This window comes from Olsenella sp. DNF00959 (genome assembly GCF_001553055.1).
Classification (GTDB): domain Bacteria; phylum Actinomycetota; class Coriobacteriia; order Coriobacteriales; family Atopobiaceae; genus Olsenella_I; species Olsenella_I phocaeensis.
The window spans coordinates 59,491-83,952 of record NZ_KQ960133.1; the positions used below are offsets into that span (position 1 = coordinate 59,491).

Annotated in this window: 18 protein-coding genes and 1 tRNA gene; 6 read left to right on the forward strand and 13 right to left on the reverse strand. The window is 67.6% G+C overall.

Annotated features, from left to right (window positions below; genetic code table 11):
- Window positions 1-36: 36 nt before the first annotated feature.
- Complete coding sequence (locus tag HMPREF1868_RS07135; protein ID WP_062531490.1) at window positions 37-2,856, forward strand: oxidoreductase; 2,820 nt, start codon at window positions 37-39, stop codon at window positions 2,854-2,856.
- A 158-nt stretch (window positions 2,857-3,014) separates the two neighbouring features.
- Here HMPREF1868_RS07135 and HMPREF1868_RS07140 read toward each other — a convergent pair whose 3' ends face one another.
- Window positions 3,015-4,877, reverse strand: coding sequence for a carbon starvation CstA family protein (locus tag HMPREF1868_RS07140; protein ID WP_062531491.1), 1,863 nt, complete (start codon window positions 4,875-4,877; stop codon window positions 3,015-3,017).
- Window positions 4,878-5,283: 406 nt separating this feature from the next.
- On the opposite strand from HMPREF1868_RS07140, the gene HMPREF1868_RS07145 reads away from it, so the two are divergent.
- Complete coding sequence (locus HMPREF1868_RS07145; protein ID WP_062531492.1) at window positions 5,284-6,651, forward strand: class I SAM-dependent rRNA methyltransferase; 1,368 nt, start codon at window positions 5,284-5,286, stop codon at window positions 6,649-6,651.
- 318 nt (window positions 6,652-6,969) lie between these two features.
- Here the strand turns inward: HMPREF1868_RS07145 and HMPREF1868_RS07150 are convergent, their stop codons facing one another.
- Window positions 6,970-7,956: a threonine ammonia-lyase gene (locus tag HMPREF1868_RS07150; RefSeq protein WP_231782277.1), complete on the reverse strand. Its 987-nt coding sequence runs from the start codon at window positions 7,954-7,956 to the stop codon at window positions 6,970-6,972.
- A gap of 175 nt (window positions 7,957-8,131) precedes the next feature.
- Window positions 8,132-8,641: a tRNA adenosine(34) deaminase TadA gene (gene tadA / locus HMPREF1868_RS07155; RefSeq protein WP_062531494.1), complete on the reverse strand. Its 510-nt coding sequence runs from the start codon at window positions 8,639-8,641 to the stop codon at window positions 8,132-8,134.
- A 62-nt stretch (window positions 8,642-8,703) separates the two neighbouring features.
- On the opposite strand from tadA, the gene HMPREF1868_RS07160 reads away from it, so the two are divergent.
- Both HMPREF1868_RS07160 and HMPREF1868_RS07165 read left to right on the forward strand, forming a co-directional pair.
- Window positions 8,704-8,794: transfer RNA gene (locus HMPREF1868_RS07160), tRNA-Ser, on the forward strand.
- Window positions 8,795-8,998: 204 nt separating this feature from the next.
- Window positions 8,999-9,550 carry a LemA family protein gene (locus HMPREF1868_RS07165; protein ID WP_009278234.1) on the forward strand — a complete coding sequence of 184 codons (552 nt, stop codon included), beginning with the start codon at window positions 8,999-9,001 and terminating at the stop codon, window positions 9,548-9,550.
- Between the two features lie 116 nt (window positions 9,551-9,666).
- On the opposite strand, the gene HMPREF1868_RS07170 is transcribed toward HMPREF1868_RS07165, so the two are convergent.
- The 6 genes from HMPREF1868_RS07170 to HMPREF1868_RS07195 all read right to left on the reverse strand — a co-directional run bounded on the left by HMPREF1868_RS07170 (window position 9,667) and on the right by HMPREF1868_RS07195 (window position 16,736).
- Window positions 9,667-10,953, reverse strand: coding sequence for a hypothetical protein (locus HMPREF1868_RS07170; protein WP_156439443.1), 1,287 nt, complete (start codon window positions 10,951-10,953; stop codon window positions 9,667-9,669).
- 5 nt (window positions 10,954-10,958) lie between these two features.
- Window positions 10,959-11,312: a hypothetical protein gene (locus HMPREF1868_RS07175; protein ID WP_062531496.1), complete on the reverse strand. Its 354-nt coding sequence runs from the start codon at window positions 11,310-11,312 to the stop codon at window positions 10,959-10,961.
- Window positions 11,309-12,109 (reverse strand): metal ABC transporter permease, encoded by an 801-nt coding sequence (locus tag HMPREF1868_RS07180; protein ID WP_062531497.1) that lies wholly within the window; start codon window positions 12,107-12,109, stop codon window positions 11,309-11,311. The genes HMPREF1868_RS07175 and HMPREF1868_RS07180 overlap by 4 nt, the downstream gene beginning before the upstream one ends.
- On the reverse strand, window positions 12,109-12,771 hold the full coding sequence (locus HMPREF1868_RS07185; protein ID WP_062531498.1) for an ABC transporter ATP-binding protein: 663 nt from the start codon (window positions 12,769-12,771) through the stop codon (window positions 12,109-12,111). The genes HMPREF1868_RS07180 and HMPREF1868_RS07185 overlap by 1 nt, the downstream gene beginning before the upstream one ends.
- Window positions 12,768-13,616 carry a metal ABC transporter solute-binding protein, Zn/Mn family gene (locus HMPREF1868_RS07190; RefSeq protein WP_197414972.1) on the reverse strand — a complete coding sequence of 283 codons (849 nt, stop codon included), beginning with the start codon at window positions 13,614-13,616 and terminating at the stop codon, window positions 12,768-12,770. The genes HMPREF1868_RS07185 and HMPREF1868_RS07190 overlap by 4 nt, the downstream gene beginning before the upstream one ends.
- 138 nt (window positions 13,617-13,754) lie before the next feature.
- Window positions 13,755-16,736, reverse strand: coding sequence for a glycoside hydrolase family 3 N-terminal domain-containing protein (locus tag HMPREF1868_RS07195; RefSeq protein ID WP_231782278.1), 2,982 nt, complete (start codon window positions 16,734-16,736; stop codon window positions 13,755-13,757).
- A 489-nt stretch (window positions 16,737-17,225) separates the two neighbouring features.
- Here HMPREF1868_RS07195 and HMPREF1868_RS07200 point away from each other — a divergent pair, with 489 nt between their 5' ends.
- Complete coding sequence (locus tag HMPREF1868_RS07200) at window positions 17,226-19,064, forward strand: magnesium transporter (RefSeq protein WP_062531500.1); 1,839 nt, start codon at window positions 17,226-17,228, stop codon at window positions 19,062-19,064.
- Window position 19,065: 1 nt separating this feature from the next.
- On the forward strand, window positions 19,066-20,334 hold the full coding sequence (locus HMPREF1868_RS07205) for an Nramp family divalent metal transporter (RefSeq protein WP_197414973.1): 1,269 nt from the start codon (window positions 19,066-19,068) through the stop codon (window positions 20,332-20,334).
- Window positions 20,335-20,432: 98 nt separating this feature from the next.
- Here the strand turns inward: HMPREF1868_RS07205 and HMPREF1868_RS07210 are convergent, their stop codons facing one another.
- The 4 genes from HMPREF1868_RS07210 to HMPREF1868_RS07225 all read right to left on the reverse strand — a co-directional run bounded on the left by HMPREF1868_RS07210 (window position 20,433) and on the right by HMPREF1868_RS07225 (window position 24,438).
- Window positions 20,433-21,302 (reverse strand): PRC-barrel domain-containing protein, encoded by an 870-nt coding sequence (locus HMPREF1868_RS07210; RefSeq protein ID WP_009278243.1) that lies wholly within the window; start codon window positions 21,300-21,302, stop codon window positions 20,433-20,435.
- A 136-nt stretch (window positions 21,303-21,438) separates the two neighbouring features.
- Window positions 21,439-21,876, reverse strand: a complete 438-nt coding sequence (locus HMPREF1868_RS07215) for a YtxH domain-containing protein (RefSeq protein WP_062531502.1) — start codon at window positions 21,874-21,876, stop codon at window positions 21,439-21,441.
- A 153-nt stretch (window positions 21,877-22,029) separates the two neighbouring features.
- A complete protein-coding gene (locus tag HMPREF1868_RS07220) occupies window positions 22,030-22,980 on the reverse strand; it encodes a cyanophycin synthetase family protein (RefSeq protein WP_062531503.1) in 951 nt (316 codons plus the stop codon).
- A 147-nt stretch (window positions 22,981-23,127) separates the two neighbouring features.
- Window positions 23,128-24,438, reverse strand: coding sequence for a hemolysin family protein (locus tag HMPREF1868_RS07225; protein ID WP_062531504.1), 1,311 nt, complete (start codon window positions 24,436-24,438; stop codon window positions 23,128-23,130).
- Window positions 24,439-24,462: the final 24 nt, after the last annotated feature.

Consider the following 24,462-nt stretch of genomic DNA (forward strand, 5'->3'; position numbering starts at 1 on the left):
GCACTCGACGCCTCGGGCGCGAGGAAGGGGGATCCCATGTACGAGAAGCTCTTCGAGGCGGGGCAGATAGGTGGCCTGAAGCTCAAGAACCGACTGGTCATGACACCCGTAGGCGTGGGCCTGGCCAACCTCGACGGCACGCCGAGCGACGAGATGATCGCCTACTACGAGGCGCGCGCCGCGGGCGGGGCGGGGCTCATCCTGCCCGAGATCTGCCGCGTCGACGACGTGACCGGCCCCGGCCTCCTGCGCCAGATATCCGCCACGCGCGACCGCAACGTCCCCGCGTTGGCGCGCCTCGCGGCGGCAATCCATCGCCATGGCGCGAAGACCATGATCCAGCTCCACCACCCCGGGCGCGAGACCTATAGCTCACTACTGGGCGGTGCCCCCGTGGTCAGCGCCTCGGCCATCCCCTGCAAGCGCTGCAAGCAGGAGACGCGCGCCCTCACCACCGACGAGGTCAGGCACATCATCCGGGAGTTCGTGGACGCCGCCGCGCGTGTCCAGCAGGCGGGCTTCGATGGCGTCGAGCTGCACTGCGCCCACGGCTACCTGCTTGAGCAGTTCCTCTCGCCCTACACCAACAAGCGCGAGGACGAGTACGGCGGGTCCTTCGAGAACCGCCTGCGCATGGTGCTCGAGATCATCTCGGGCATCCGCGAGCGCTGCGGGGAGGACTTCCCCCTGGGCTGCCGCCTCTCGGTCGAGGAGTTCCTCTCTGCCACGGGCGTCACCGAGGACTACATTCACATCCAGGACGGCGTGAGGATCGCCCAGGAGCTCCAGAAGGCCGGCGTCGACTTCATCGACGTCTCCTGCGGCATCTACGAGACCGGCATAACCTCCGTCGAGCCCGTCTCGTACGCCGAGGGCTGGAGGCACGACCTCATCGCCGCCGTGCGCAAGAACGTCTCGATCCCCGTCATAGCGGTGTCGAACTTCCGTGGCCCTGACGTCCCCGAGAGCTTCCTCGAGGAGGGGCTCATCGACTTCGCGGGCATGGGGCGCGCCTGGCTGGCGGACCCCGAATGGGGCCGCAAGGTCCAGGAGGGTCGCGTGGACGAGCTCCGCAAGTGCATCTCGTGCCTGCGCTGCTTCGAGAGCCTCGAGCAGAACGCCGAGGCGGCCATGCCGCTCGAGTGCGCCGTCAACCCGACCTGCGCGGCGGAGCTCCGTTGCGGCAGCCTCGAACCCGACGTCGAGCACCACCATCTCGTTGTGGTGGGGGCAGGTCCCGCCGGTATGTGTGCGGCAGAGACGGCTGCCACGCGAGGCTGCAGGGTCACGCTCCTGGAGGCAGCGCGCGAGCTGGGCGGCGACGTCGTCCTCGCGGCGGCGCCTCCCCTCAAGGAGAAGATGTCCTTCGTGCCCGAGTACTACGCCAAGGTCCTTCCCGACCTGGGCGTGGACATCCACCTGGGAGAGCGCGCGACCGTGGAATCCGTGCTCGCGCTCGAGCCCGACGCGGTGATACTCGCCACCGGCGGGAGCCCCATCGTGCCGCGCTCCATTCCCGGCCTCGACGGCCCCAACGTCGCCTGCGTGCCCGAGGTCCTCACCGGCAGGCGCGAGCTTGCCGGCAAGAGCGTCGTGGTCGTCGGCGCGGGCATGACCGGCATCGAGACCGCCGAATACGCAGCCGAGAAGGGCGCGGCCCACGTCGTCGTGGTGGACATGCTCGACTCCGTCGCGCCTGGCGTCAACCCCGTCAACGTGCTTGACGTCATGGGACGCCTGCGCAAGTACGGCGTGGAGTTCAGGCTGGGACAGAAGCTCGTCAGCGCGGACGCGCAGGGCCTGGCGCTCGAGTCGACGGCGGACGGAAGCGCCTCTCGCCTTGACTGCGACCTCGTCGTGCTCTCGCTGGGCAACCGCCCCAACACCGAACTGCGCGAGGGGCTCGAGGCAGCAGACGTCGAGGTGCGCGTCGTGGGGTCCGCCGTCAAGGACGGGAACATCTCACCCGCCACACACGGTGGCTATGCGGCGGCACGCGAGCTCTTCCTCCCACACCGGCCGCAAACCAGCTTCCATGCCCTGGACGAGGACGTGGCGAAGTTCGGCCAGCCCTCCATCATGGGTGACCAGCGCGGCATCTACATCGCCTTCACCACGACGCCCGAGGCCATCCGCCGCGTCCTGCCACCGGAGCTCACGCCCTTCAAGATGCCCGTCGTGGTCCTCTCGATCAACCACATCAATCGTCCCTCGTTCACGGACGACTACTACGAGGCGATCCTGGGCGTCTACTGCTACGCCGGCGAGCAGCTGGGCCAGTACACGCTCTCGCTGCTCCTGGGCGGCAACGGCCAGGAGATGGCCACGCAGCTCGGGCGCGACAACGGCTCCATGCCCAAGAAGATGGGGGCCGAGTTCGTGCTGCGCCGTGACGGCGACGTGGTGACGGCCGAGGTCAGCCGCAGGGGCTGTCAGGTCGCCAGCGTGCGCATGGAGCTCGGCGAGTACAACACGCCCCTCACGCACATGATCTTCCAGGGGCCCGGGGCGGGCGTCACCACCAAGGGATGCGGCTTCTACTACCACTTCGACCGCATGGTGAGACCCGAAGGCGGCGCCGAGCTGACCTCCGGGGCGCTCCTCGGGGCGCTCGTGCAGTACGACTACAAGGAGTGGACGCCGGGCTACGTCACCAAGCTCGAGCTTCGCTCGACTCCGGACGACCCCTGGGGCGAGCTGCCCGTCATCAGCGTCATAGGCGGTGGCCTCTCCACCCTGGACCTCACGGTCTGCGGCATGAGGCGCCTGGCCGACGTGGACGCCAAAGCGATCCTGCCCTACCTGCTCTCCGCCTGGTACGACCGCTCCGCGCTGGGCGAGTGCGGGCACATCTAGCGAGCGTGTCGGCCCCGTCACAGGTGATCGTCCTGCGACGGGGGTCATGGACGACGAAAAGGGAGTCCCCGCAGCCCAATCAGAGCTGCGGGGACTCCACCTTTGACACAGTGAGAGGGGCGCTCCTGCCGCGCCGGCAGCCCCGGGGAGGGGCGCGCCTACGCGCGGGCCGCCGCAGACGCGGCGCCTGAGGAAGCGTCCTCCGCGGCGCGGGCAGCGACGTGCTTGCAGCCGAGCTCGGACCACTCGGGCTCCTCGTCGGGCATGGAGCCGGCCTCGGTGGTGAAGAGCTCCTTCAGGCAGTTGTAGGCGACGATCAGGCCCAGGGCCATGAGCAGGACGGCAAAGACCAGCTGCAGGCCCTTGGTGGCCAGCACGTCCACCGTCATCCCCGCGGCAAGCGCTGTGACGCAGCCGTAGGCGCTCATAGCAAGTGAGGTGAAGGTGCTGCAGAGCAGGAAGGTAACGGGCAGGTAGAGCATCCAGCCCTTGCGGCCCGTGGCCTTGCAGAAGACGGCCAGGGTGATCATGGTCATGCCGCCCAGGAGCTGGTTGGAGGCGCCGAAGAGCGGCCAGATGTTGAGGTAGCCGCCAAAGGTGAGCGACAGGCCGATCGCCAGGGTCACGAAGGTGGCAAACCACACGTTGGTCACGACACGATATGCGAGGGATCCCTCCCCAGCCTCCTCGCCGGCGTCGTTGGTCTTGAGGAAGAACTCCTGGAACGAGGTACGGGCGATGCGGGCGACGGCGTCGAGCGAGGTCAGCGCCAATGCCGAGACGTTCATCGTCATGAAGACGGTGGCAAAGCTCGAGTTGATGCCAATCGCGGTCATGCCTCGCGCGACGCCGGCGGCAAAGATCTGGAAGGGCGTGCTCGCGGCGCCGGAGTTGAGGGCGCCGGTTCCTGCTGTGTTCATGTCGCTGAACATAATGGCGGCGACGACCACCGCCAGGACGCCCACGAAGGATTCGAGGACCATGGCGCCGAAGCCCACGGGCAGGGCGTCAGCCTCGTTAGAGACCTGCTTCGAGGAGGTTCCGGAGGACACCAGGCTGTGGAAGCCCGAGAGGGCGCCACAGGCGACCGAGACAAAGAGCACCGGGAAGAGGTAGTTGCCCTTGGCGGACAGGGCGTCCAGAGTCTGGGACGAGACGACCATGGGTGCCGTCATCGTGGCCTTGCCGCTCACGCCCAGGACCACGATGCCCACGACGGCACAGGCGATCATGGCCACCATCATGATGGTGGTGAGGTAGTCCCGGGGCTGCTTGAGGGTCTGGATGGGCATGGCGGAGGCGAACACCAAGTAGACCATGACCACGGCGATCCAGGCGTTGAGGCTCAAGTAGATCGGGAAGAGCATGCCGAGGAAGAACATCGCGGCGATGAGCAGGACGGCGAAGGCGAACTGCTTCCAGCCGGAAAGCTCGTACCTGCGGCACATCCAGCCGAAGAGGATGGCGACGAAGGTGAAGAGGATCGAGATGGTGCCGGCGGCGCCAGCGGGATAGGACCTCGCGACGTCCAGGACGCCGGCCTCGCCCACGCTCATCTTGAAGGTGCCGGCGACCATGGAGGTGAAGGCGGCGACGACGATGCAGCAGAAGAGGAAGCTGAAGAGCAGGAAGAGCCTGCGGCCGGTGCGGCCGATGTACTTCTCGATCAGCTGCCCCAGCGACTTCCCGTTGTTCTTGACGGAGGCGTAGAGGGCGCCGAAGTCATGGACGGCGCCAAAGAAGATGCCGCCGACCAGGACCCAGAGCAGCACCGGCAGCCAGCCGAACATCATGGCGACGATGGTGCCCGTGACGGGACCCGCGCCGCAGATGGACGAGAACTGGTGCGCGAAGACGGTGAAGCGCGAGGCGGGGGCGAAGTCGTGGCCGTCCTCCATGCGCACCGCGGGCGTCAGCGCGTCCTCGTCGACCCCCCAGGACTTCGCTAGCCAGCGGCCATACCCGATATAGCCAATGACCAGGACCACCGCAGCAACAACGATCACAAACAGTCCGTTCATAGTAGTTACAACCTCCCTCGCAGGGGTCGCGGCGACGCGTCGCCACTCGTGCCGGCGGGCCTCTCCCGCCCTGGCTGACGCCGCGGCTCCAGTGGGTTGGGCCGAGTCGGACCCCTTGGGGCCACTCCCTCCCCATCCGACGCCGCGGGTGTCTGGCCATGTTAGGGGCCGGATGAGAGGAGCGTGGGCTACGAGGCCCAAGGCGAAACTCGGACGTAACGGTATCCGTCCCCCGCTCGTAACCTTTTGGGGCCGGGGCATGGGACAGGTCGGCCCATGCCCAGCGAACTTGGTGCCTCAAGGCTGTCGGCCAGCAGGGGGCGGCGTGTCGGCCATAATGCAAGACGCGGGACCAAACGAGACGTATTCGCCCGCAGGCAGCGCAAGGACCGGAGGGACGCCCAGCATGAAGCAGCTCAGACCCTACCCCCAGGCAATCGTGAGCCGCAAGGCCGCCCGCTCCCTCAAGGCAGGTCACCCATGGGTGTTCGAAGGCGAGGTCCTGGAACTGCGTCCCTCTCCCCTGGACGGGCGTGAGGCCACGAACGGCTGTGCCATCGACCTCTTCGAGGAAAGAGGCACCTGGCAGGGAGTGGGGCTCCTCTCGCTCAAGAGCAAGATCCGCGTGCGCGTGGTGAGCCGCAACGCGAACGACCGGCTCGACGCCGCCTTCTGGTGGCGCAAGCTCCGCTGGGCGTGGGGGCACCGCAAGGCCACCATGGGATCGCGCGCCCTTGCCGGCTGCGAGCCGGACACCAACTGCTGTCGCCTGCTCTTCTCGGAGGCCGACGCCTTCCCCGGCCTCGTGGTGGACCGCTACGAGGACGTGCTCGTGGCGCAGGTGGGCACCGTGGGCATGGAGCTCCTGAGGCCCACCCTCTTCCCGCTCCTGGCCCTCGTCCTCGAGGAGGACGGCGTCCGCGTGCGCGGCATCTACGAGCGCTCCGACTCGCCCGCACGCCTGAAGGAGGGGCTCGAGCCCCGCAAGGGCTGGTACGACTTCTCGGCCCCGGGGGCCGTGGACCCGCTCGCGATCGAGGTGAGCGGCGGCGCGCTGGACGGTTGCCTGGCGCGGGAGCCCCAAGACGCGCGACTCGTGGTGCACGAGAACGGCCTGGCCTTCGACCTTGACATAGAGAACAGCCAGAAGACTGGCTTCTTCCTCGACCAGAAGTACAACCGCCGCGCCGTGAGGCAGGTCAGCGGGGGACGACGCGTGCTCGACTGCTTCTGTCACGTGGGGCCCTTCGGCCTCAACGCCGCCGCGGGTGGGGCGGAGTTCGTGCGCTGCGTGGACGTGAGCCAGACGGCCCTCGACCTGGCGGCGCAGAACGCGCGGCTGAACGGGCTCGACGTGAATGCGGACGGGACGCCGCGCATGGGGTTCACCCAGGCAGACGTCCTGGCGTACCTGCCCGAGCTCGCGCGCGACAAGGCACGGCTGCGCGCCGAGGGAGGTCCCTTCGACCTCGTCGTGCTGGACCCGCCCGCCTTCACCAAGAGCCGCAGGACCATCGACCACGCGATGCGCGGCTACCGCCAGATCAACCAGGATGCGATGCGGATGCTTCCGCGCGGCGGTTACCTGGCCACCTGCAGCTGCAGCCACTTCATGTCGCGAGAGCGCCTGGCGCAGGCGATCGCGGAGGCGGCACACGGGGCCGGGGTGCAGCTGCGCCAGGTCGAGGAGCGCCAGCAGGCACCGGACCACCCCATCCTCTGGGGCGTGCCCGAGACCCACTACCTGGACTTCTTCATCTTCCAGCTGGTGTAGGCGCGTCCCTCGCCCCTTTGCACCACTGCACCCGCGGCGCCCACGGGCCGGCGCACACGGCCCGCGTTGTCCACGCCCTTGCGCACGCGCCACGGACCAAGCACGCTCTTGCGCACACGAGACCCACGTGCCAACAGCGCAGACGCAGCTCCGGCTGTGCGTTGGTGCGTGCTCGACAAAAATCGTGTGCGCAACGGCGTGTGCGCTGCGACCTAGCGTGCGTTGATGCGTGCTCGACGTGACTCGATGTGCGCTGAAGCGTGCGCGGCAAGGCGAGGGGCGCGCGGAAGCGTGCCCGACACGCGATGCCAAGTCGGCCTACCCCTCGTCGCCGAAGTCCTCCTCGAGGATGGCCGAGAGCACGTCCGCGTCCAGGTTGCCGCCGCTTATCACCAGCGCGACGTTGCGGCCGCCCACGAGCTCCGCATGCTCTCGCACGGCAGCGACCACCATGGCGCTTCCCGGCTCGATGCTCAGCTGCTCGCGGCTCACCATGAACTTGAAGGCGGAGCGGATGGACCTCTCGCTCACTATGATCATCTGGTCGAGGAGGTCGGGCAGCATGTCGAAGGCAATCTGCCCCACGCCGCCCACGATCGCCTCGCAGACGGTCCTCCCCGAGGTCGGGTAGCGGTTGTAGCAGACTCCGTCGCGCAGGGACTGCAGCATGGCCGGGCAGGCGCTGGTCTGCACGCCCACGATGCGCACGTCGGGCCTCATGGCCTTCGCTATGGTGGCGATGCCGGTGATAAGCCCGCCACCGCCCACGGGCACGACGATGGTGTCGACCTCTGGGTTCTGCTCCAGGACCTCGAGCCCGATGGTCCCCTGGCCGCAGTACACGCGCGGGTCGTACTCATAGGGGTCCACGAAGAACATCTCGTTGCGGTCTATGTAGTTGATGCCCAGCGTGATGGAGTCGTCGTAATCCGAGCCCAGCATCATGGAGCGGGCGCCGTAGTAGCGTATGCGGTCGGTCTTGGAATGCGGCGTCCCCATGGGAACGACCACCATGCAGTCGCGGATTCCCAGCTCGCGGGCGGCATAGGCGACGGCAACGCCATGGTTGCCCGTCGAGACCGTGCCCACGCCGTGCCGGCGCTCGCGGTCGCTCAGCCGCGACATGGTGTTGTAGGCGCCACGAATCTTGAAGCTCTTGCCGATCTGCTGGCTCTCGAGCTTGAAGAAGTAGCGCGTGTCTCCTCCGTTGAGATAGACGGCCTCCTCCAGCGGGGTCCGACGCACGTGGTCGCGAATGTGCCCGTATGCCTCGCGTACGTCGTCCGCGTCGAACCACTTGCCCATGCCCATAAGCCCCTTCGCCCGGAATACAGACAAAGATACTTCACTATTGGATAAACAGCGAGAAAAACTGCAGTTACGTGGCGGACGAGCGGTCGCACGGGCAGGGCATGCGTGGCCTCATGCGCCCTAGACGACGTCCGTAAGCGGACGAGCCGGCTCCTGAGCCCGCGCGACCCTACTCGTCCGAGGCCACACCCCTCGCGGCACGCTGCTCCGCACGGCGGGCGCGGAAGAAGTCGCGAAGCAGCTGCGCACACTCACCCTGCAACACGCCACCCACCACCTCGAACTCGTGGTTCAGCCGTCCGTCGTGGCTCACGTCATAGAGCGTTCCCAGCGCGCCGCCCTTGGGGTCTGGGGCACCAAAGACGCAGCGGTCTATGCGGGAGTTGACCATGAGCCCCGCGCACATGAGGCAGGGCTCGAGCGTCACGTAGGCCGTGCAGCCCGTAAGCCGCCAGCGACCCAGCGCCTGCGACGCCTTCACCAGCGCGCTGAACTCGGCATGGGCCGATGGGTCATGGTCGAGCTCGCGCCGGTTGCGACCGCGTGCGACCACCCTTCCGTCGCAGACCACGACGGCGCCGATGGGCACCTCTCCCTCCTGCGCGGCAAGGCGGGCCTCCTCGATGGCCTCGCGCATGAAGGCCTCGTCGACCTCGCGCCGTCGCTCCGCTTCGGCCATCGTCCCCTAGCCTCCCCTCTTCTGCATGGGCTCATGCGCTAGGATATATCCGCGCACCCATTGGAGGGGTGGCAGAGTGGTTGATTGCAGCGGTCTTGAAAACCGTCGAGCGGTAACCCCGTTCCGAGGGTTCGAATCCCTCCCCCTCCGCCATGCGCATCAGCCAGGTCGCCCAGGTGCCTCCCGGTGCGATGGCGTCAGTCCCCTGCCTTACGGTCGCGTCGACATTGAACCCCCGCAATCCGACTTCGTTGCCCCGCGGACATCACATGCCGTCAGGACCACGTCCCAGGTCGAATGTGGGCGGGTCCGGGTATACTTGTCTGACAGGATACGAGCCGCGAGAAGGGAATCGCCATGACGCTCGCCATAATCATCATCGCACTCATCGTGGTGGTGGGAATCTGGTTCATCTCGATCTACAACGGCATCGTCCAGAAGAACAACCGCTGCGACAACGCGTGGGAGACCATCGACACGCAGCTCCAGCGCCGCAACGACCTGATCCCCAACCTGGTCGAGGTCGTCAAGGGCTATGCCAGCCACGAGTCCCAGACCCTCGAAGCCGTGATCAAGGCCCGCTCTGCCGTGAGCTCCGCCGTCACCCCCGAGGACAAGATGGCCGCCTCCAACCAGCTGACCCAGACCCTCGGACACCTCTTCGCCGTCGCGGAGTCCTACCCCGAGCTCAAGGCCAATGCCAACTTCCAACAGCTCCAGGGCGACCTGACCGACACCGAGAACCGCATCAGCTACGCGCGCCAGAGCTTCAACGACTGCGTGCTCGAGTACAACAACGCCGTCACCACCTTCCCCGGCAACATCGTCGCCGGGTCCAAGTTCCCGCGCCGCAAGGGCTTCGAGGCCGCCGACGCCTCCGTGCGCCAGGCGCCCCAGGTCAAGTTCTAGAGCCTTAGCCTCCTTCCCCCTCGCACGAGCGGAGCCCGGCCGGATCATCCCGACCGGGTTCCTTCTTTAGGCGAGAATGCCCCGCACCTCGCGTGGCGCGCAGTGCCAGCCCGGGGTTATGCCACGCCGGGGGCGTCGTCCGTCGTGCCCGCCGGCGTCTCGTCGGCATCTGCCGCTTCCGCCGGAGCGTCCTTCTCACGGGAGGCGTCCACGCGCTCGGGGTCGGCACCCTCGGCCGCCGCCGACGCCTCGCACTCGTGGCCAACCGCGGCGGACGTCCCTTCCCTTGTGGGCCCCGTCTCGGGGCGGACAGTTGCGACCCCCTCACCCCCGACCTCGTCCTTGTCCGTGGCGGGAGTGCCTGCGCGGTCGTCGCTCATGCCGTCGTTGACGGGCGTCGAGCCCTCCTCGATGGGCACGCCAGGATAGCGGTCCTCGGGGTCGTGCGTCAGCGTGCTGAAGCTGCCGTCGACGTAATAGATGTACCAGACGCTGCCCTCGTGCACGATGCGCTCGATCCTGGGGCCGCGCGTGAAGTCCACCTCCTCCTCGTCTCGGGACTCCGCCGCACGTTCGTGGTCGCGCTCGACCTCGTGGTCGCCGTTCCGCTCGTCGTCGTGGGCATTGCCTCCGCCACCATGCCCCACCTCGGCGTCGCTCCCCCAGCCGTTCTTGCCCTTGGGACGCGCCTCGGGGTGCTGGACCAGGTACTTGAGGGTGGCGACGACGGCGCGCGGGGCGTTGCCGTGGAAGGTGTCCCCACCGTCCTTGCAGAACTGGATGATCGTCTGGATGGACACGTAGTGGTAGTGGTCGTGGTGGGGAATCACGAAGCCACCGGCGGCCTCGTCGTAGTCGACGGAGTGGACCACGTTGCCATAGTTAATCTGGTCAAGCGGAACCAGAAGCGCGGCGTCGACGTCCTCGTAGCGGAAGCTCTCGCCCGGCTTGAGGGGCTCGAAGTGGCGCCCCATGTTGAGGTCGTACTCCGTGATCTTGATGTCAGGGTAGGCGGAGGAGGGGTCCTCGTAGACCACGCTCTCGGAGCCGTCTGCGTGGTGCAGGTGCCAGTGGTTGTTGTGGTGCTCGATGGATAGCACGCGCTTGGGGTCGTTCTTGTCCTGCTTGATGGGGGCGATGGGGCCCGCAGGCTTCGAGGCGCCCGCCTTGCCGCGCGAGCGGGGCGCGCCGTTCCCAGCCGCGCCACCCCGAGCGCCGCGACCCACGTGCGAGACATGCCCGCCATGGCTCCCCTCGAAGGTCCCTATCTTGATCTTGGGGAAGGCACGGGAGGGATCCTCGCGGCAGATGAACTCACTGCCGTCCTCCGTGTAGGCGTGGTAGTGGTCGTCATGCTTGAGGATGCGGACGATGGGCTGGCGGGCGAGCTCGTCCAGACTCACCACCCTCACGAGTATGCGTGGGGGTACAGTGCGCTCGGGTCCTCGTAGGTGACGAACTCCCGTCCGTCCGCGGTGAAGACGTGCCAGTGGTCCCCGTGCTTGACCACCTTCACGATCTGGTCTGAATCCACCTCGGGGGCGTCGATGAGGACCTCAGTGGTGTCGTCCGTGGCGAAGGACACGTCCGCCTTGCTCGCGGGGTCGTCTTGGCGCAGTACCCGAACCTGCTCCTGTGCCGCGGGCGCCTGCCGGCCACCCGACGCGGGAACGCCAAGCCCGCGACCACCCAGCGCCGCGACGACGGCCGCCGCGGCAATGGCACCGGCAAGGCCCAGGCCTGCCTTCCTTACGTTGTTCATAGGTACCCCCACCTTCTCTTGGCGAGCATCGCCACTGATAAAGCAAGCACTGCGATGAGCACGATCACGGATCCGGGCCTGAGGTTCTGGTGGTACGAGACCGCAAGGCCCGCATGGACGAAGGCGAGCGAGAGGGCTATAGAGAGGAGCAGCGTCCCCCTGTAGCTGCGTGCGAACTGCATGGCGCAGATGACGGGTATGACCATCAGCGACGAGACGATCAGCGAGCCGATGGTCTTTGCCGCCACGCTTACCGTGATGGCGACGAGGAACGAGAACGCCAGGTTGAGCGCCCGGCCGTCGATGCCCATGAGAGGGGCCGCGACGGGGTCGAAGGCGCTCAGGTAGAGGCGGTCGTAGATCAGGCGGTAGGTGACCAGCACCACAGCCGCCACGACGAGCACCAGCGCGAGCTCGAAGTCCCCGATGGTCACGATCGAGCCAAAGAGGTAGGAGCTGATGGCGTTGCTCCCGCCCGTGAGGCTCGTGAAGATGCCCGCGAGGCCGATGGCGGTCGCAAGCACGATCACGGTCGAGATCTCCTGGTAGGCCTTGAGGCGACTGCTGATGAGCTCGACCCCCCAAGGCTGCCACGACGCAGGCGACCACGGGGAACCAAGGAGCGGGTCGAAGCCCAGGCAGAGGCCTATGGCCACGCCGGCGAGCGAGGCGTGTGAGAGCGTGTCGCCCATCATCGAGAGCCTCTTGAGCAGAATTGGCAGGCCTATGAGCGGCAGGATCACGGCCAGGACGCTGCCCGCGAGGTAGGCGCGCCGCATGAACTCGTATTCGAACATCACGCGCCGACGTCTCCTTCCGACAACTGAACGACCTCCTCGATGCTGCCGTCCCTGAGCCTGATCACACGGTCGGCACGGCCCTCGAGCTCGTCCGGATGGTGGGTCACGACCAGCACTGCCTTGCCCGCGTCCGCCATGTCCCTCAGCACCTGGAAAAGCTCGTCCGAGAAGCTGGCGTCCACTCCGTTGGTCGGCTCGTCGAGGAGAATGAGACGGGCGTCCTTGAGAAGGGCGACGAGCAGCCCCACCCGCTGGAGCTGCCCACCCGAAAGCTGGTCGAGCGCCTTGTCGAGCGAGCCCTCCAGGCGCACTTGGGCCAGGAGCTCGCCGACGTCGGACTTGATTCCCAGTTGCCGGCAGTGGACCTGGAGGAGCTCGCGGACGGTCGTGGGAAAATGGCGGTAGCCACGCAAGGAGTCCTGCGAGACGTAGGCGACGCGCGGGTAGTGGCGGTGCGTCACGGGACGCTCGCCCAGGACGAGAAGCTCCCCCGCGTCAGGCGCAAGCTCGCCCAAGAGCAGCCTCATGAGCGTCGACTTGCCCGCTCCGTTCCTGCCCACCAGGGCGACCAGCTCGCCAGGGCGCAGGCTCAAGTCCAGGCCGGCTATGACGGGGACGCCCTCGTACGAGAACTCGAGCCCCCGCGCGCACCAGCTCACACATCAAACGACTCCGCCAGGGCGTCGAGGTTGCGCCTCATGAGCTCGACGTAGCCAAGCCCCATCTCCTCCTCGCTCAGGTTCTCCATGGTGTAGAGGGTCGAGGTGGTGGCGCCGGTGCTCCGCGCCAGGGTCTGCGCGACCTTGGGGGTCGCGCTCCCCTCGAAGAAGATGGTGTCGATGCCATGCTGCCTCACGAAGTCGGCGATGGTCGCAAGCTGGGCCGCGGACGGCTCGTCCTCGGGAGAGATGCCCGTCACGGCCACCTGCCGCAGGCCGTAGTCGTGCGCCAGGTAGTTGAACGCCGCGTGCGAGACCACGAAGTACCTCTCGCCCGCCTTGCCCTTGTCCAGGCGCTCCTGGAAACTTTGGTCGAGCTCGTGCAGCTCGTCGATGAGCCTCTGCGCGTTTGCCTGGTACGTGCCCGCCCCGTCGGGGTCCATCGCGCTCGCCCGGTCGCGGATGAGCTCGACCTCGTGCTGGGCGTTTCTCACGCTCAGCCAGGTGTGGGGGTTGACGCTCGAGCGATCGTCCCCGTCCGAGTCCTTGCCCCGAAGCAGCGTGAGGCCCTGCGAGAGGTCGAGGAAGCGACCGTCGTCACCCTCGGAGCCCCTGAGGTCGTCCATGAAGTCCTCCATGCCTGCTCCGTTGTAGATGACGAGGTCGGCCTCGCCCAGCTCGGCTCGGTCGCCAGCCTGAAGCTCGAAGTCGTGGGGCTCCTGGCTGCCCTTGATGATGGTCCGCACCTCCATGCGGTCTCCCACCACCTGGTGCGTGAGGTCTGCCACGGGATAGAAGCTCGCGTACACCACGGGCTTGTCGCCGCCCGAAGAGCTCCCCCTCATGTTTGCCCCCTCCGCACAACCCGTAAGGGCGAGCGCCATGGCCCCGGCGGCCAACAACGCGCCCGGGGAGAGGAACGGTGGCCCCCCCGATTGGGCACCTTGTCGAAATCGGTCCTTTTGGAGCGGGAGCGAGCGGCCCTACGCCCTGCGGCGGCGGCGGATCCTCATGGCGGCGCGGACGACGACGGTCCCCGCGACAAGCGCGTCGACCAGCGAGACGACCACCAGCACGAGGGAGGTCCCCTTGGTCTTGGCGGGACGGTCGAGCGTGGCCTCGCCCGCCGCGGCCGCCGCGTCGTTGTAGCCAAGGTTGGACGCGCGGGCGTTGAGCCAGGTGTAGAGCACGTCCTTGCTGGCCGCCCGCAGGCGCCGGCGGAAGTTTGGGGTGGTGGTGTCAAGGGCGAAGCCGCCATCGTCAAAGACGCCGTCCATGAAGAGGCTGCCGCCGGCACGAAGCATCTGGTCGGCGTTCATATAGGCGTGATGGTCGCTGTAGTCGGTTATCACGGAGCCGCGGAAGCCCCACTCGCCGCGCAGCACGCCATCGACGAGAGCCTCGCTGCCGCCCGCCCAGATGGCGCCGATGCGATTGTACGAGCTCATGACGCCCGTGCAGCCACCGTCCTCGACCGCCCTGCGGAAGGGCTCGAGGTAGAGCTCCCTCAGGGACTGCTCGCTCAGCCAGGTATAGAGGGAGTCGCGATAGGAGTCCTGCTCGTTCAGGGCGAGGTGCTTGAGGTAGGTGTAGGTCCCCGCCTGGCGCGCGCCCTCGATGGTACGGGCGGCCATGACGCCGGACACGAGGGGGTCCTCTGAGTAGTACTCGTAGTTCCGCCCGCCCAGGGGCGTGCGATGCAGGTTGCAGGCGGGGGCGTACCAGCCGTCGATGCCCAGCATCGCGCACTCCATGCCCACCGCCTGACCAAAGCGCCTTGACAGGGAGGGGTTCCATGTCTGTGCCAGCGTGGTGGGGTTGGGGAAGCCCACCCCCCAGCGGAGCTGGTTGAAGGAGGACGCCTGGGACGAGCCGTCGAGCTCCTTGCTGCGAGGCTTTCCTATCACGCCGAGCTCGGAGGTGTGGGAGTAGCCGTGCAGGACCAGCTGCTCCATCTGCCCCTGCGAGAGCTGTCCGAGCAGGGAGTCCCAGCGCTCGTCGTCGTAGTCCTCGCCCAGGGCGCGGCCCAGGGCGGTGAGCCTGCCGTGGCGCTCGAGCGCATAGAACCTCGCCTTGGCCTGCGAGGGCTGTTGGGTCATCTGGACCTCTCCGTCGTACCGGGAGTCCTGCGCGCGGGCCTGACCCGCGTCATAGCGGTTGAGGATGCGGACGGCGTCGGGCATGGTCCGGTCTACGTCACGGTTCTTGGGAAAGCTGCCCCTGAAGTCCGCCCGCGTGAGGAGTCTCAGCGGCGACCCCGTGCTGCTGCCGTCGATGGAGACGCCGGCCTCGGCCGAGCTGCCCGTGAAGCGGTTCGAGACCCGCGCCCCCGTCCTTGCGTCGTCTGGGTAGGGGTGGTCGTGCGGCAGCTCGTAGCTGACGCTCGCGTGCGCGCAGGTCGCGAGGGTGTGCGCGTCTCGCTTGAGCTCGATCCTGTAGCTCCCGCGCTCGAGCTCCCAGCCGGCAAAGCCGTTGCCATTGGCGTCATAGCAGTCGTAGCTCGCCAGGGACCGCACGTCGAAGCTCAGCGTGACGTCCTGGCTCTGGCCTGGCTGGAGCTCGTCGGTCTTCGCGAAGGCGACGAGCTGCGTCGACGGCTTCTCGATCCCGCCATGCTCGTAGGGTGGCGTGGCGTAGAGCTCGACCACGTCCTTGCCCGCCCGCGAGCCCGTGTTGGTGACGCGCACCACGGTAGTCACGCTTCCGTCTGGGTCAAGCTCCCCGCCCCTGAGGGGGTCGCGCGAGACCACCTGCCAGGAGAAGTCCGTGTAGCTCAGGCCGTGGCCGAAAGGGTATTGGACGACGCCGTCGTAGCCCTCCCCATGGCTGGTCCTCTCCCCCTCCCAGAAGCCCTCCGCGTCCGCCGTCTCGTACCAGCGGTAACCGACGTAGATGCCTTCGGCGTAGTCGACGAAGCGCACGGAGTCATAGGCCTCGCGGGTGCCCACGTTGCCGTTGAGCGTCCCGTCGGCCGGGTAGCAGCCCCCTGCGTCGAGGTAGTGGCCCTCGCCGTCCGCTCCCGCGTTGGCCCAGCTGGAGGATGTGGAGAAGTCGTACGCGTAGGTGTCCGTCGTGCGGCCGGATGGGTTCACGTCCCCCCAGAGGGCCCTCACCACGGCTCGCGCGCCCGTCGTCCCGGTGGCGCCCACCAGCATGCAGGCGTCCACCCCCTCGACGGACTCGACGACGCCGAGCTCCATGGGGTTGGTCGAGTTGACCAGCACGACGACGTTCTGGTAGTTGGCGGCGACGTAGCGGATGAGCGCCTCCTCCTCGGGGGAGGGCTCGAGATAGTGCCGGGCCATGCTCCGCTTGACGGGACCGCCCTTGGTGGTGACGCGGAACTGCTCGCGCGGGCAATCGATGCTCTCGCCGCTCACGCGACTCAGCACCACGATCGCGGTGGAGGAGTACTCCCTCGCCTCCTGGAGGAGCTCGGGGGTGTAGAGCCCCTCGTCCTCGACGCTCGGCTCGTAGAGCCGGCAGAACTCGTAGTCATGGGTGTTGAGCGACCCGTTTGAGAGAAAGGGCCTCTCGCCCTGGAAGTTACGGTACATCTTGGCGAGCGCCTCGTTGTAGGCGATGCCCTCGTCGGTCAGGGCCTGCAGGATGCCCTCGCACTCCCCCGCCACGCCACCCGAGCCCGAGCCGCCGCCCACCCACTGGGTCGAACCCCAGCCGAAGACGTTCACGCGGTCGACGTCGCGAGGGAGGGGAAGCACGTCTCCCCTGTTCTGCACGAGCACCAGGCCCTCGGCCTCGACCTCCTCCGAGAGCTTCTCATCGCGGGCCATCTGGGCCTCGACGCGGACGTCTGACACGTCGACCTCGTCGCTGCTCAGGTAGGAGTCGATCGTCTCGCCGAAGCGCACCGCAGCGACATTGGCGGCGACCACCAGGCCGATTCCCAGGCCGGCCGCCACGCGCAGGGCGATGCGGCACCTGCGTCCCGCATCGGGGGACAAGGATGCGCCACCGGGCCTTCCGAACGTGGGGAGGCGTGGAAAGGCGCGCGTCATCTCCGCCCGACCTCATCCTCGGGAGAGGCCGCAAGGAAGTGCTTGGCTTGCAGGGTCCTCACCTCGCGCCCCCTTCTCTGACTGCGGGTCCACCCCAGGAAGTATCCCACATCAGCTGGCTCGCGCGGCGTGCCCCTGGACGGGAATGGGCGACGGGACGGTGCGCGGGATGGCGCATGACCTTCCTGCGTGGTGATTGGCATTCGTGGGAGTTCTGGCAGCTCGACGCGTGTACAATGCTCAAGGCGCAGGCAGGTGGCCATTTCGACCCCGCCTTGTGACGAGAAGAAGCTACGAGAAGGGTCATTGATGAAACCTCGACCTCACAGTCGATGACCCCTCGGTGCGTCCTGGTTGGTCTCACCGCGGGGTACCCCCGGCGAAGGCGACGCGATCCACGGCGATGCGCGGCGACGGACCAACGAAGGAGCACGCATGATCTATCTGTCCCAAATGCTGGGCAACCCCGTTTACGACCTCGACGGTGAGAGGATTGGCAGGGTCAACGACCTCGGCATCGCCACCGGCGAGGTATTTCCCCGCGTGACCTCGCTCGCGGTCGAGGGGCCCGGCAAGACACCGTTCATGATCTCGTGGCGCAAGTACGTAGGCTCCTTCGACGACGACGAGGTGCGACTCAAGGTCGTCTCGACCGACATCCGCTTCTCGTACCTCCAACCCAACGAGGTCCTCATCGCCCGCGACCTGCTCAACAAGCAGATCGTCGACACGCGCGGCATGCGCGTCGTGCGCGTGAACGACCTCAAGCTCTCGGACACCAGCTCCTCTCAGCTGCGCCTCCTCGGCGCCGAGGTGGGCGTCCGGGGAATACTGAGGTCCCTCTCGCCCGCGTTCGAGCGCGCGTCCCTCAAGATCGCCCGCGTCTTCGGGAAGTCCATCCCCGAGCGCATCATCGCCTGGAACTACATGGACCTGGTGGAGAGGGACCTATCCAACGTGAAGCTGTCGGTCTCGCACAAGACGCTGGACGAGCTTCACCCCGCCGACGTCGCCGACATCATCGAGAGGCTCGACCCGCGCCTGCGCGGCCAGGTCTTCGCCCAACTCGACGACGAGCAGGCGGCGGACGCCATGGCCGAGCTCGACGACGACCAGATGGCAGCCGAGATCGTGGGCGACATGGAGGAAGCCACGGCGTCGCGCATGCTGTCGGAGATGGACCCCGACGACGCGGCCGAGCTCGTGAGCGAGCTCGACTACGACAAGGCAGAGAAGCTGCTTCGGCTCATGGGCGTACAGGAGCAGAAGGCCATCCGCCAGCTCCTGGGGTACCGCGAGGACACCGCCGGCCGCATCATGACCAGCGAGTTCGTCCTGGTGGACGAGACGGGCACCGTAGACGACGCCATCACGGCGCTTCGTGGTCTGGACGAGAACTTCGAGTCCGTCCGCTACGTCTACACCAAGGACGAGGAAGGCCGCCTCGCCGGCGCGGTGAGCCTGAACGACCTCATCGTCCATGGCGGCCAGACCGTGCTGTCGGACATCGCCGAGAGCGAGCTCGTCGTGGCGAGCCCCGACGACGACCAGGAGGACGTGGCCAAGGACATCGCGAAGTACAACCTCCTAGCCATGCCCGTCGTGGACGACGCGCGCAAGCTGCTGGGCATCGTCACGGTGGACGACGCGCTCGACGTCATGGAGGAGGAGCACGAGGAGGACCTGCAGATCGCCGGTGCGGCGAGTCGCGACGGGGACGGGTCGCGCGGTGGCCACGACCTCGTCTGGCTGCTCAGGAACGAGCTGTGGTTCGCCTTCTGGATGCTGGGCCTGGCGGCGCTCGCCCTGGTCGCGGGGACCAACGGGGCAAGCGACACGACCCTCCTACATGCGCTGGCGCTGCCCGTGGCCGTGATTGCCGCGAACGACTCCATAAGCTACGTCACCAACTTCTTCCTGGGCTACGACCCTGACGACGAGGACGCGCCGTCGCTTCTGGGCTTCACCATCAAGGGGCTCGGCCTGGGGCTTCTCTTCTCCGCGCTCGTCCTGCTCGTCGCCGGCGGCATCAAGGCGGCGCTCTTCGCGAGCGGCCTGGGCGCGTACGACCCGAGCTTCCACGGCTTCGCCTCCGCGGCCGTGAGCGTTATGGCGTCGTTCCTCTGCGCGCCGGCATACCTCACCATCCTGCGCGTGAGGGACGCCAAGAACCTCGAGACCTCGGGCCTCGCGCTCCAGGCAACGGCCATGGCCGTTGCGATCGTGGTGTACGCCGTCGCACTCGCATGCCTCCCCGGCGGGCTGGGGGCCTAGGGTGGCGACGGCACGACGGGCGGCGGGAGTCGACGCGGCGCCCTCGAGGGGGCAGCGGCTCCGCTCGACGCTCTCCGTGATGGGACCCGGCATCCTCACCGCCCTGGCGGGGATGGACGCGGGAGGCATCGCGACCTTCTCGTCCGAGGGCGCGCGCTACGGCTTTGGCATGCTCTGGTCCATCCCGCTCACCTGCCTGCTGCTTGTCGTGGTGCAGGAGACCGCCGCGCGCATGGCCTGCGTGACGGGCAAGGGCTTCGCCTCCCTCATCCGCGAGCAGTTTGGCATCCGCATCTCGACGGTCGCCATGCTGGCCGTCATCCTCTCGAACTTCTCCGTCACGGTGTCGGAATTCGCGGGCATCGCCTCGGGACTTCTGCTCTTCGGCATCCCGGTCTACGTCTCGGTGCCCGTGGCCGCCCTGGCGTCGTGGCTCCTGGCCATGTCTGGATCCTACCGCCACATCGAGAAGGTCCTCCTCACCATCTCCGCCGTCTTCGTCACCTACGTGATCACCGGCGTCGTGGTGGGACCCGACTGGGGCAAGGCGCTTGGCAGCACGGTCGTGCCGCAGATGTCGGGAGACCCCGCCTACATCTCGCTGCTGGTGGCAAGCATAGGCACCACGATCTCGCCCTACATGATCTTCATGGTCTCGAGCAACGTTGCCGAGAAGAACCTCGACGAGGGCGACATCCTTGGGCAGCGCGCCGACAACGTGTCCGGCGCGCTCGTCTCGCAGGCCATCGCCTGGTTCATTGTGCTCACGACCGCAAGCGTCCTCTTCCCCGCGGGCGTGGTGATTCAGGACGCTGCCGACGCGGCCCAGGCGTTGGTTCCGCTCGCGGGCAAGTACAGCGCCGTGCTCTTTGCCGCAGGCCTTGTGGGGGCGTCGTTCCTCGCCTCCTGCGTCATGCCCGGCATCACCGCGGGTGCCGTGTGCGAGGCCTTTGGATGGGAGAGGGGCACCGACCGCAGCTGGAAGGAGGCCCCCGCCTACCGCGGCATCCTGACGGCCATCGCCATCCTGAGCGCCGCCCTGGTGCTGCTCCCGGGAGCGAACCTCTTCGGCATCATGATGGCAGCACAGATCGTGAACGGCGTGCTCCTGCCCGTGCTCCTGGTATGCATGGTAAACATCGCAAGCGACCGCCACGTCATGGGTCGCTGGGCCAACGGGCGCATCTGGAACGCGCTAACCTGGTTCACCATCGTCGCCGTGGTGGTCCTCACGGTGATCATGTTCGCGCTCCAGGCGATGGGATACTAGGCTGTCGGGACGCGGAGGCGCCCTGGCCCGCGTACCCCGGGGACGGCCGATGGGTAGGCCGCAGGACGATCTTCCCGCGAAGGCCGAGGGCGCTTGGCCTACTTGCTCGCCTTGCGATACTCGTCCATGAAGGAGCCGAACATTCCGCCGGCCTTCTTCATCTGGCGGCCCACGGCTCGTGCGCCGTCCGCGCCCGTGTTCTTCCGCGAGGTCTTCTTTGCCCCTGGCTGGGTGGCCGTCGCCTTCTTGGGCTCCAACCCACCTTGCGCTGCCCCCTCCACGGACCTTCTGGCCTTGCCGATCGCGCGGCCAAGCGCGCTGGACCCCCTGTCAAGCGCCTGAGAGGCCGTCTCGTCGGCTCGTGCCGCGACCTTCCTTCCGGCGATCTGCGCCCTGGCGCTCGCCTCACCGGCCTTCGCCGCGGCACCACCGCTCAAAGAGAGCCGAGACGCAGCGTCGTCCACCACCATGTAGCCGCCTCGGTAGCCCCTGAGCATGGACGCGGGGACCTGAACCGAGCCCACGAGCGACTGGGCCACGCCGCCGTCTCCCACGGCAAAGCTCTGCACGCGACCGGTCCCGGCGTCGTAGGTCGCGTCACCCACGTAGCCCAGGACGCGACCTCGCTCCGTCTTGGCATCCATGCCCGCCCACATGACGCAGGAGTCCCATTCAAGGCCCAGCCTGCCACGGGCCCCGTCATCCAGCGCCAGCCCCGCGTCCTTCGTCAGGAATATGGCGTCCTCGCCCGACCGGAGCGAGTCAAGTGCCAGGAAGGCGTCGGGGCGCCTGACCATCCCCGCGATGTCGGGGCGCCTGACCATGTAGCCTACCAGGGACCTGCCGTCGGGGGAGAAGACCGCGGCATGCACCCTGCCGACCCTCCTGCGCCGAGGCTCGCCGCCCGCCTTGCGGGCAGGACGCAGCTCGTACACCTTCCTGCCCATGAGCTCCGAGATCCTGGCCATGCCCTTCTCCCCTCGATGGCTCCCGAACCGGCTGCCGGAACGTTCCGCGCGCCTCTCGCGCCGCGCGCACGAAACCAAGCGGGGCGGGCGACGTCAAAACGTCCGCCCGCCCCCAAACGCAGCGTTCGAAGGAGCGCTACCCCTCGTCCGTCGCATCGTCCTCGACGACCTCCACGTGGACCGCGGAGTCCGACGCCGTCGCCTCGGCGGCAGCGCTGACCTTGTCGGCGACGTCCGAGACCGTCTCCTGCACCTGCGTGGAAGCGTTGGTCACGGCCTCGGAGAGCGAGTCGCGCAGCTGGTCCATGCGCTCGCGGGCCAGGTCGACCTTGGCGCGCAGCTCGTCGGTGGTGGCGTCCATGCCCGGACGGACTCCGGCGATCTTGTCGTTGACCACGCGCGAGCCGCGCTCGTATGAGTCGACCGCGCTGTCCCACGCGTCATTCATGGCGTCGGCGGCCATGGCTCGGCTCTCCGCGCCGGGACGAGGCGCCATCAGGATTCCCGCCGCGAATCCGGCCGTCGCTCCCGCGAACAAGCCTGCCACGAATCCAAGTGCTCCCTTTGCGCTCATGTCTTCCTCCCGTCGTTTCCCAGCCAAGGCCGAGAGATCCTTCCCGTATGCGGAGACAGACCGCCCCTGCATGGTGACACCATCCTAGCCGACCTGGGGCTACCAGAAGCGCAAATGCCCGGAGGAGTGCGTCGCGGTCGGTGACCGCGTTTCCTACCAGGGGAGCTCGACCTCAACGTCCCCGCCATCCGTGACAGGCCCCGGCTCGTCGACCGTCTCGACGAAGGGGGCCTGCGACGAATCGAGGACGTCGCCTGCGTCCCCGGAACGCTCCTCATCGCTCGAGCCGAGGCTTTCCTGGGCCGACTGCCAGGCCTCGGGCGAGGCCTCCCGCTGGACGAAGTCAGGGCCGCGGCCCTCCCTGACCTTCCGGACAAAAGGGTCGTCGGGATCCACCGCCCAGCTTGGCAGCTGCGAGAGTTCCTCCGCACGGCTCGACTCGAGCGCGGCCGACTCGGCGGCCGCGCGGGCGCGTGCCTGGTCGGCGGCAGCCGCTGCGGCGGCCTCAGCGAGGGCCCTCCTCTGGGCGAGCTCGTCCTCGCGCTGGGCCAGGAGCTCGTCCCTTCTCTTCTCCACCTCGGCGTCAATCTCTTCCTGGACTTCGCGCTCGTATGCCTCGGCAGGCTCGTCGCCCAGGCTCTGGACCAGTCCGGTCAGGCCCTCGGCGATGGCGTCGACGTCAGGGCGCGGCCCCTCTCCCCCGCCAAAGGCCCAGTCCATGACCCAGACGGCGCTGGAGAGCGCGGCGCACACCAACACGTCGTCGGGGCAGGAGAGCTCGACGTCGTAGGTGCGCGCCTCTCCCGCGACGGGGTAGGTGCGGCCAGAAGAGACCTCCGCGGAGGCGGCGGAGCGCGAGAGCAGCTCCACCGTCACGTGCTCGAGGAGGTGGGCCAGCTCGGTGTTGCCCATGACCTCCTTAAAGGTCTCGCTCGCGTCCCCCAGGCAGGCATGCTCGACGATGTGAGGCATGAGCTTGTAGACGCGCGTGGTCCCCTGCAGGTCCTCGCTGGTCATGAGCGGAGCCTCGTCCGAGACGCGCACCCGGGCAACGAGGTTCTTGAGGCCGACCTCGACCCGCAGGATGTCTATGAGCTGTGCCATGGAGCTGCCTTTCCTAGGAACCGCATGCGTCCATACATTGTAGTCAAAGGCGAGGAGGACGCCCCGCGCGCAGGTTGGGACGGGAGCCTTGCAGGGCCTCGTCGGCGAGACGCCCCACGGCACCTGGTGGCGCGCCGCGCCTGCCACCTAGCCCTGCGGCTCGTCTCCGGTCGTTGGCTCCGGGGCCGTGACCCTGAGCAGGGCGATGCGGCGGCCGCGCACCGACTGCACCAGGAACCTGTAGCCATCGACCTCGAAGGCATCGCCCGGCTTGGGGAGGCCGTCGGCTATCTCGAGCACGAAGCCCGCGACCGTCTCGTACTCCTCGCGGTCCTCGATGGGCCAACCGAGCTCGATGGCGTCGTCGATGCTGAAGCGGCCGTCCACCAGCCACTCGCGCTCACCCAGCTGGGTGAGGTACTTGTTGTCGGGGTCGAACTCGTCCTCGATCTCGCCCACGACCTCCTCGACGATGTCCTCGATGGTTATGACGCCGGCCGTGCCGCCATACTCGTCGACCACGATGACCATCTGGTCGTGGCTGGTGCGCATCTCGGAGAGCAGGGGGATGATGTCCTTCGTGTCGGGCACGAAGTCGGCCCCACGCATGTAGCGGGCGATCATGTTGTCTCCCGCGTCCTCCTCGAGGACGGGGCCGAGGAGGTCCTTGATGTGCGCGATTCCCACCACGCGATCGACGTCCTCGTGATAGACGGGAACGCGGGAGTAGCCCGTGCGGCGCATGAGCTCGATCACGTCGCCCACCGTGGTCGAGTCCTCGACGGCCGTCATGTCCACGCGGGGCACCATAACCTCGCGGGCGATGGCGTCACCCAGCTCGAAGATCTCGTGGATCATGGACTTCTCTTCGTCCGTCAGGTCGTCCGCGTCGGTGACCATGTACTTGATCTCGTCCTCGCCCACGTTCTGCCGGTCGTCGGCGCTAGCGATGCCGAGGAGCGCGGCGAGGCCATTGGTGCTCGCCGCCGTGAGCGCGACGAGCGGACGGGCGATGACGGCGAAGCTCCTGAGAGGCCCGGCCACGCTCTTTGCCACGCCCTCGGCGTCGGCCATCGCGATGCGCTTGGGCACGAGCTCGCCCACCACGATGGAGATGTACGAGACCAGAAGGGTGATGAGCACGGTGGCGAGGACGTGGGCCAGGTCCATTGGGACGCCCCAGGACGCAAGCTGGCTCGCGAGGGGACCCGAGAGGCTCGTGGCCGCGAAGGCGGACGAAAAGAAGCCGACCAGCGTGATTCCCACCTGGATGACCGCGAGGAAGTCACCCGGATGCTCGCTCATCTGGGCCGCGCGCGCCGCCTTCTCGTCGCCCTCGTCCGCGTCATGGTCGAGTATGACCTTGCGTGCGGTCGAGAGGGCCATCTCGGCCATCGAGAAGTATCCGTTTACGAGTATGAGGAGCGTGGTGACAGTGACGCTTATGGCTATGTCCATGCGCGGATGCGCAACCTCCCTGTT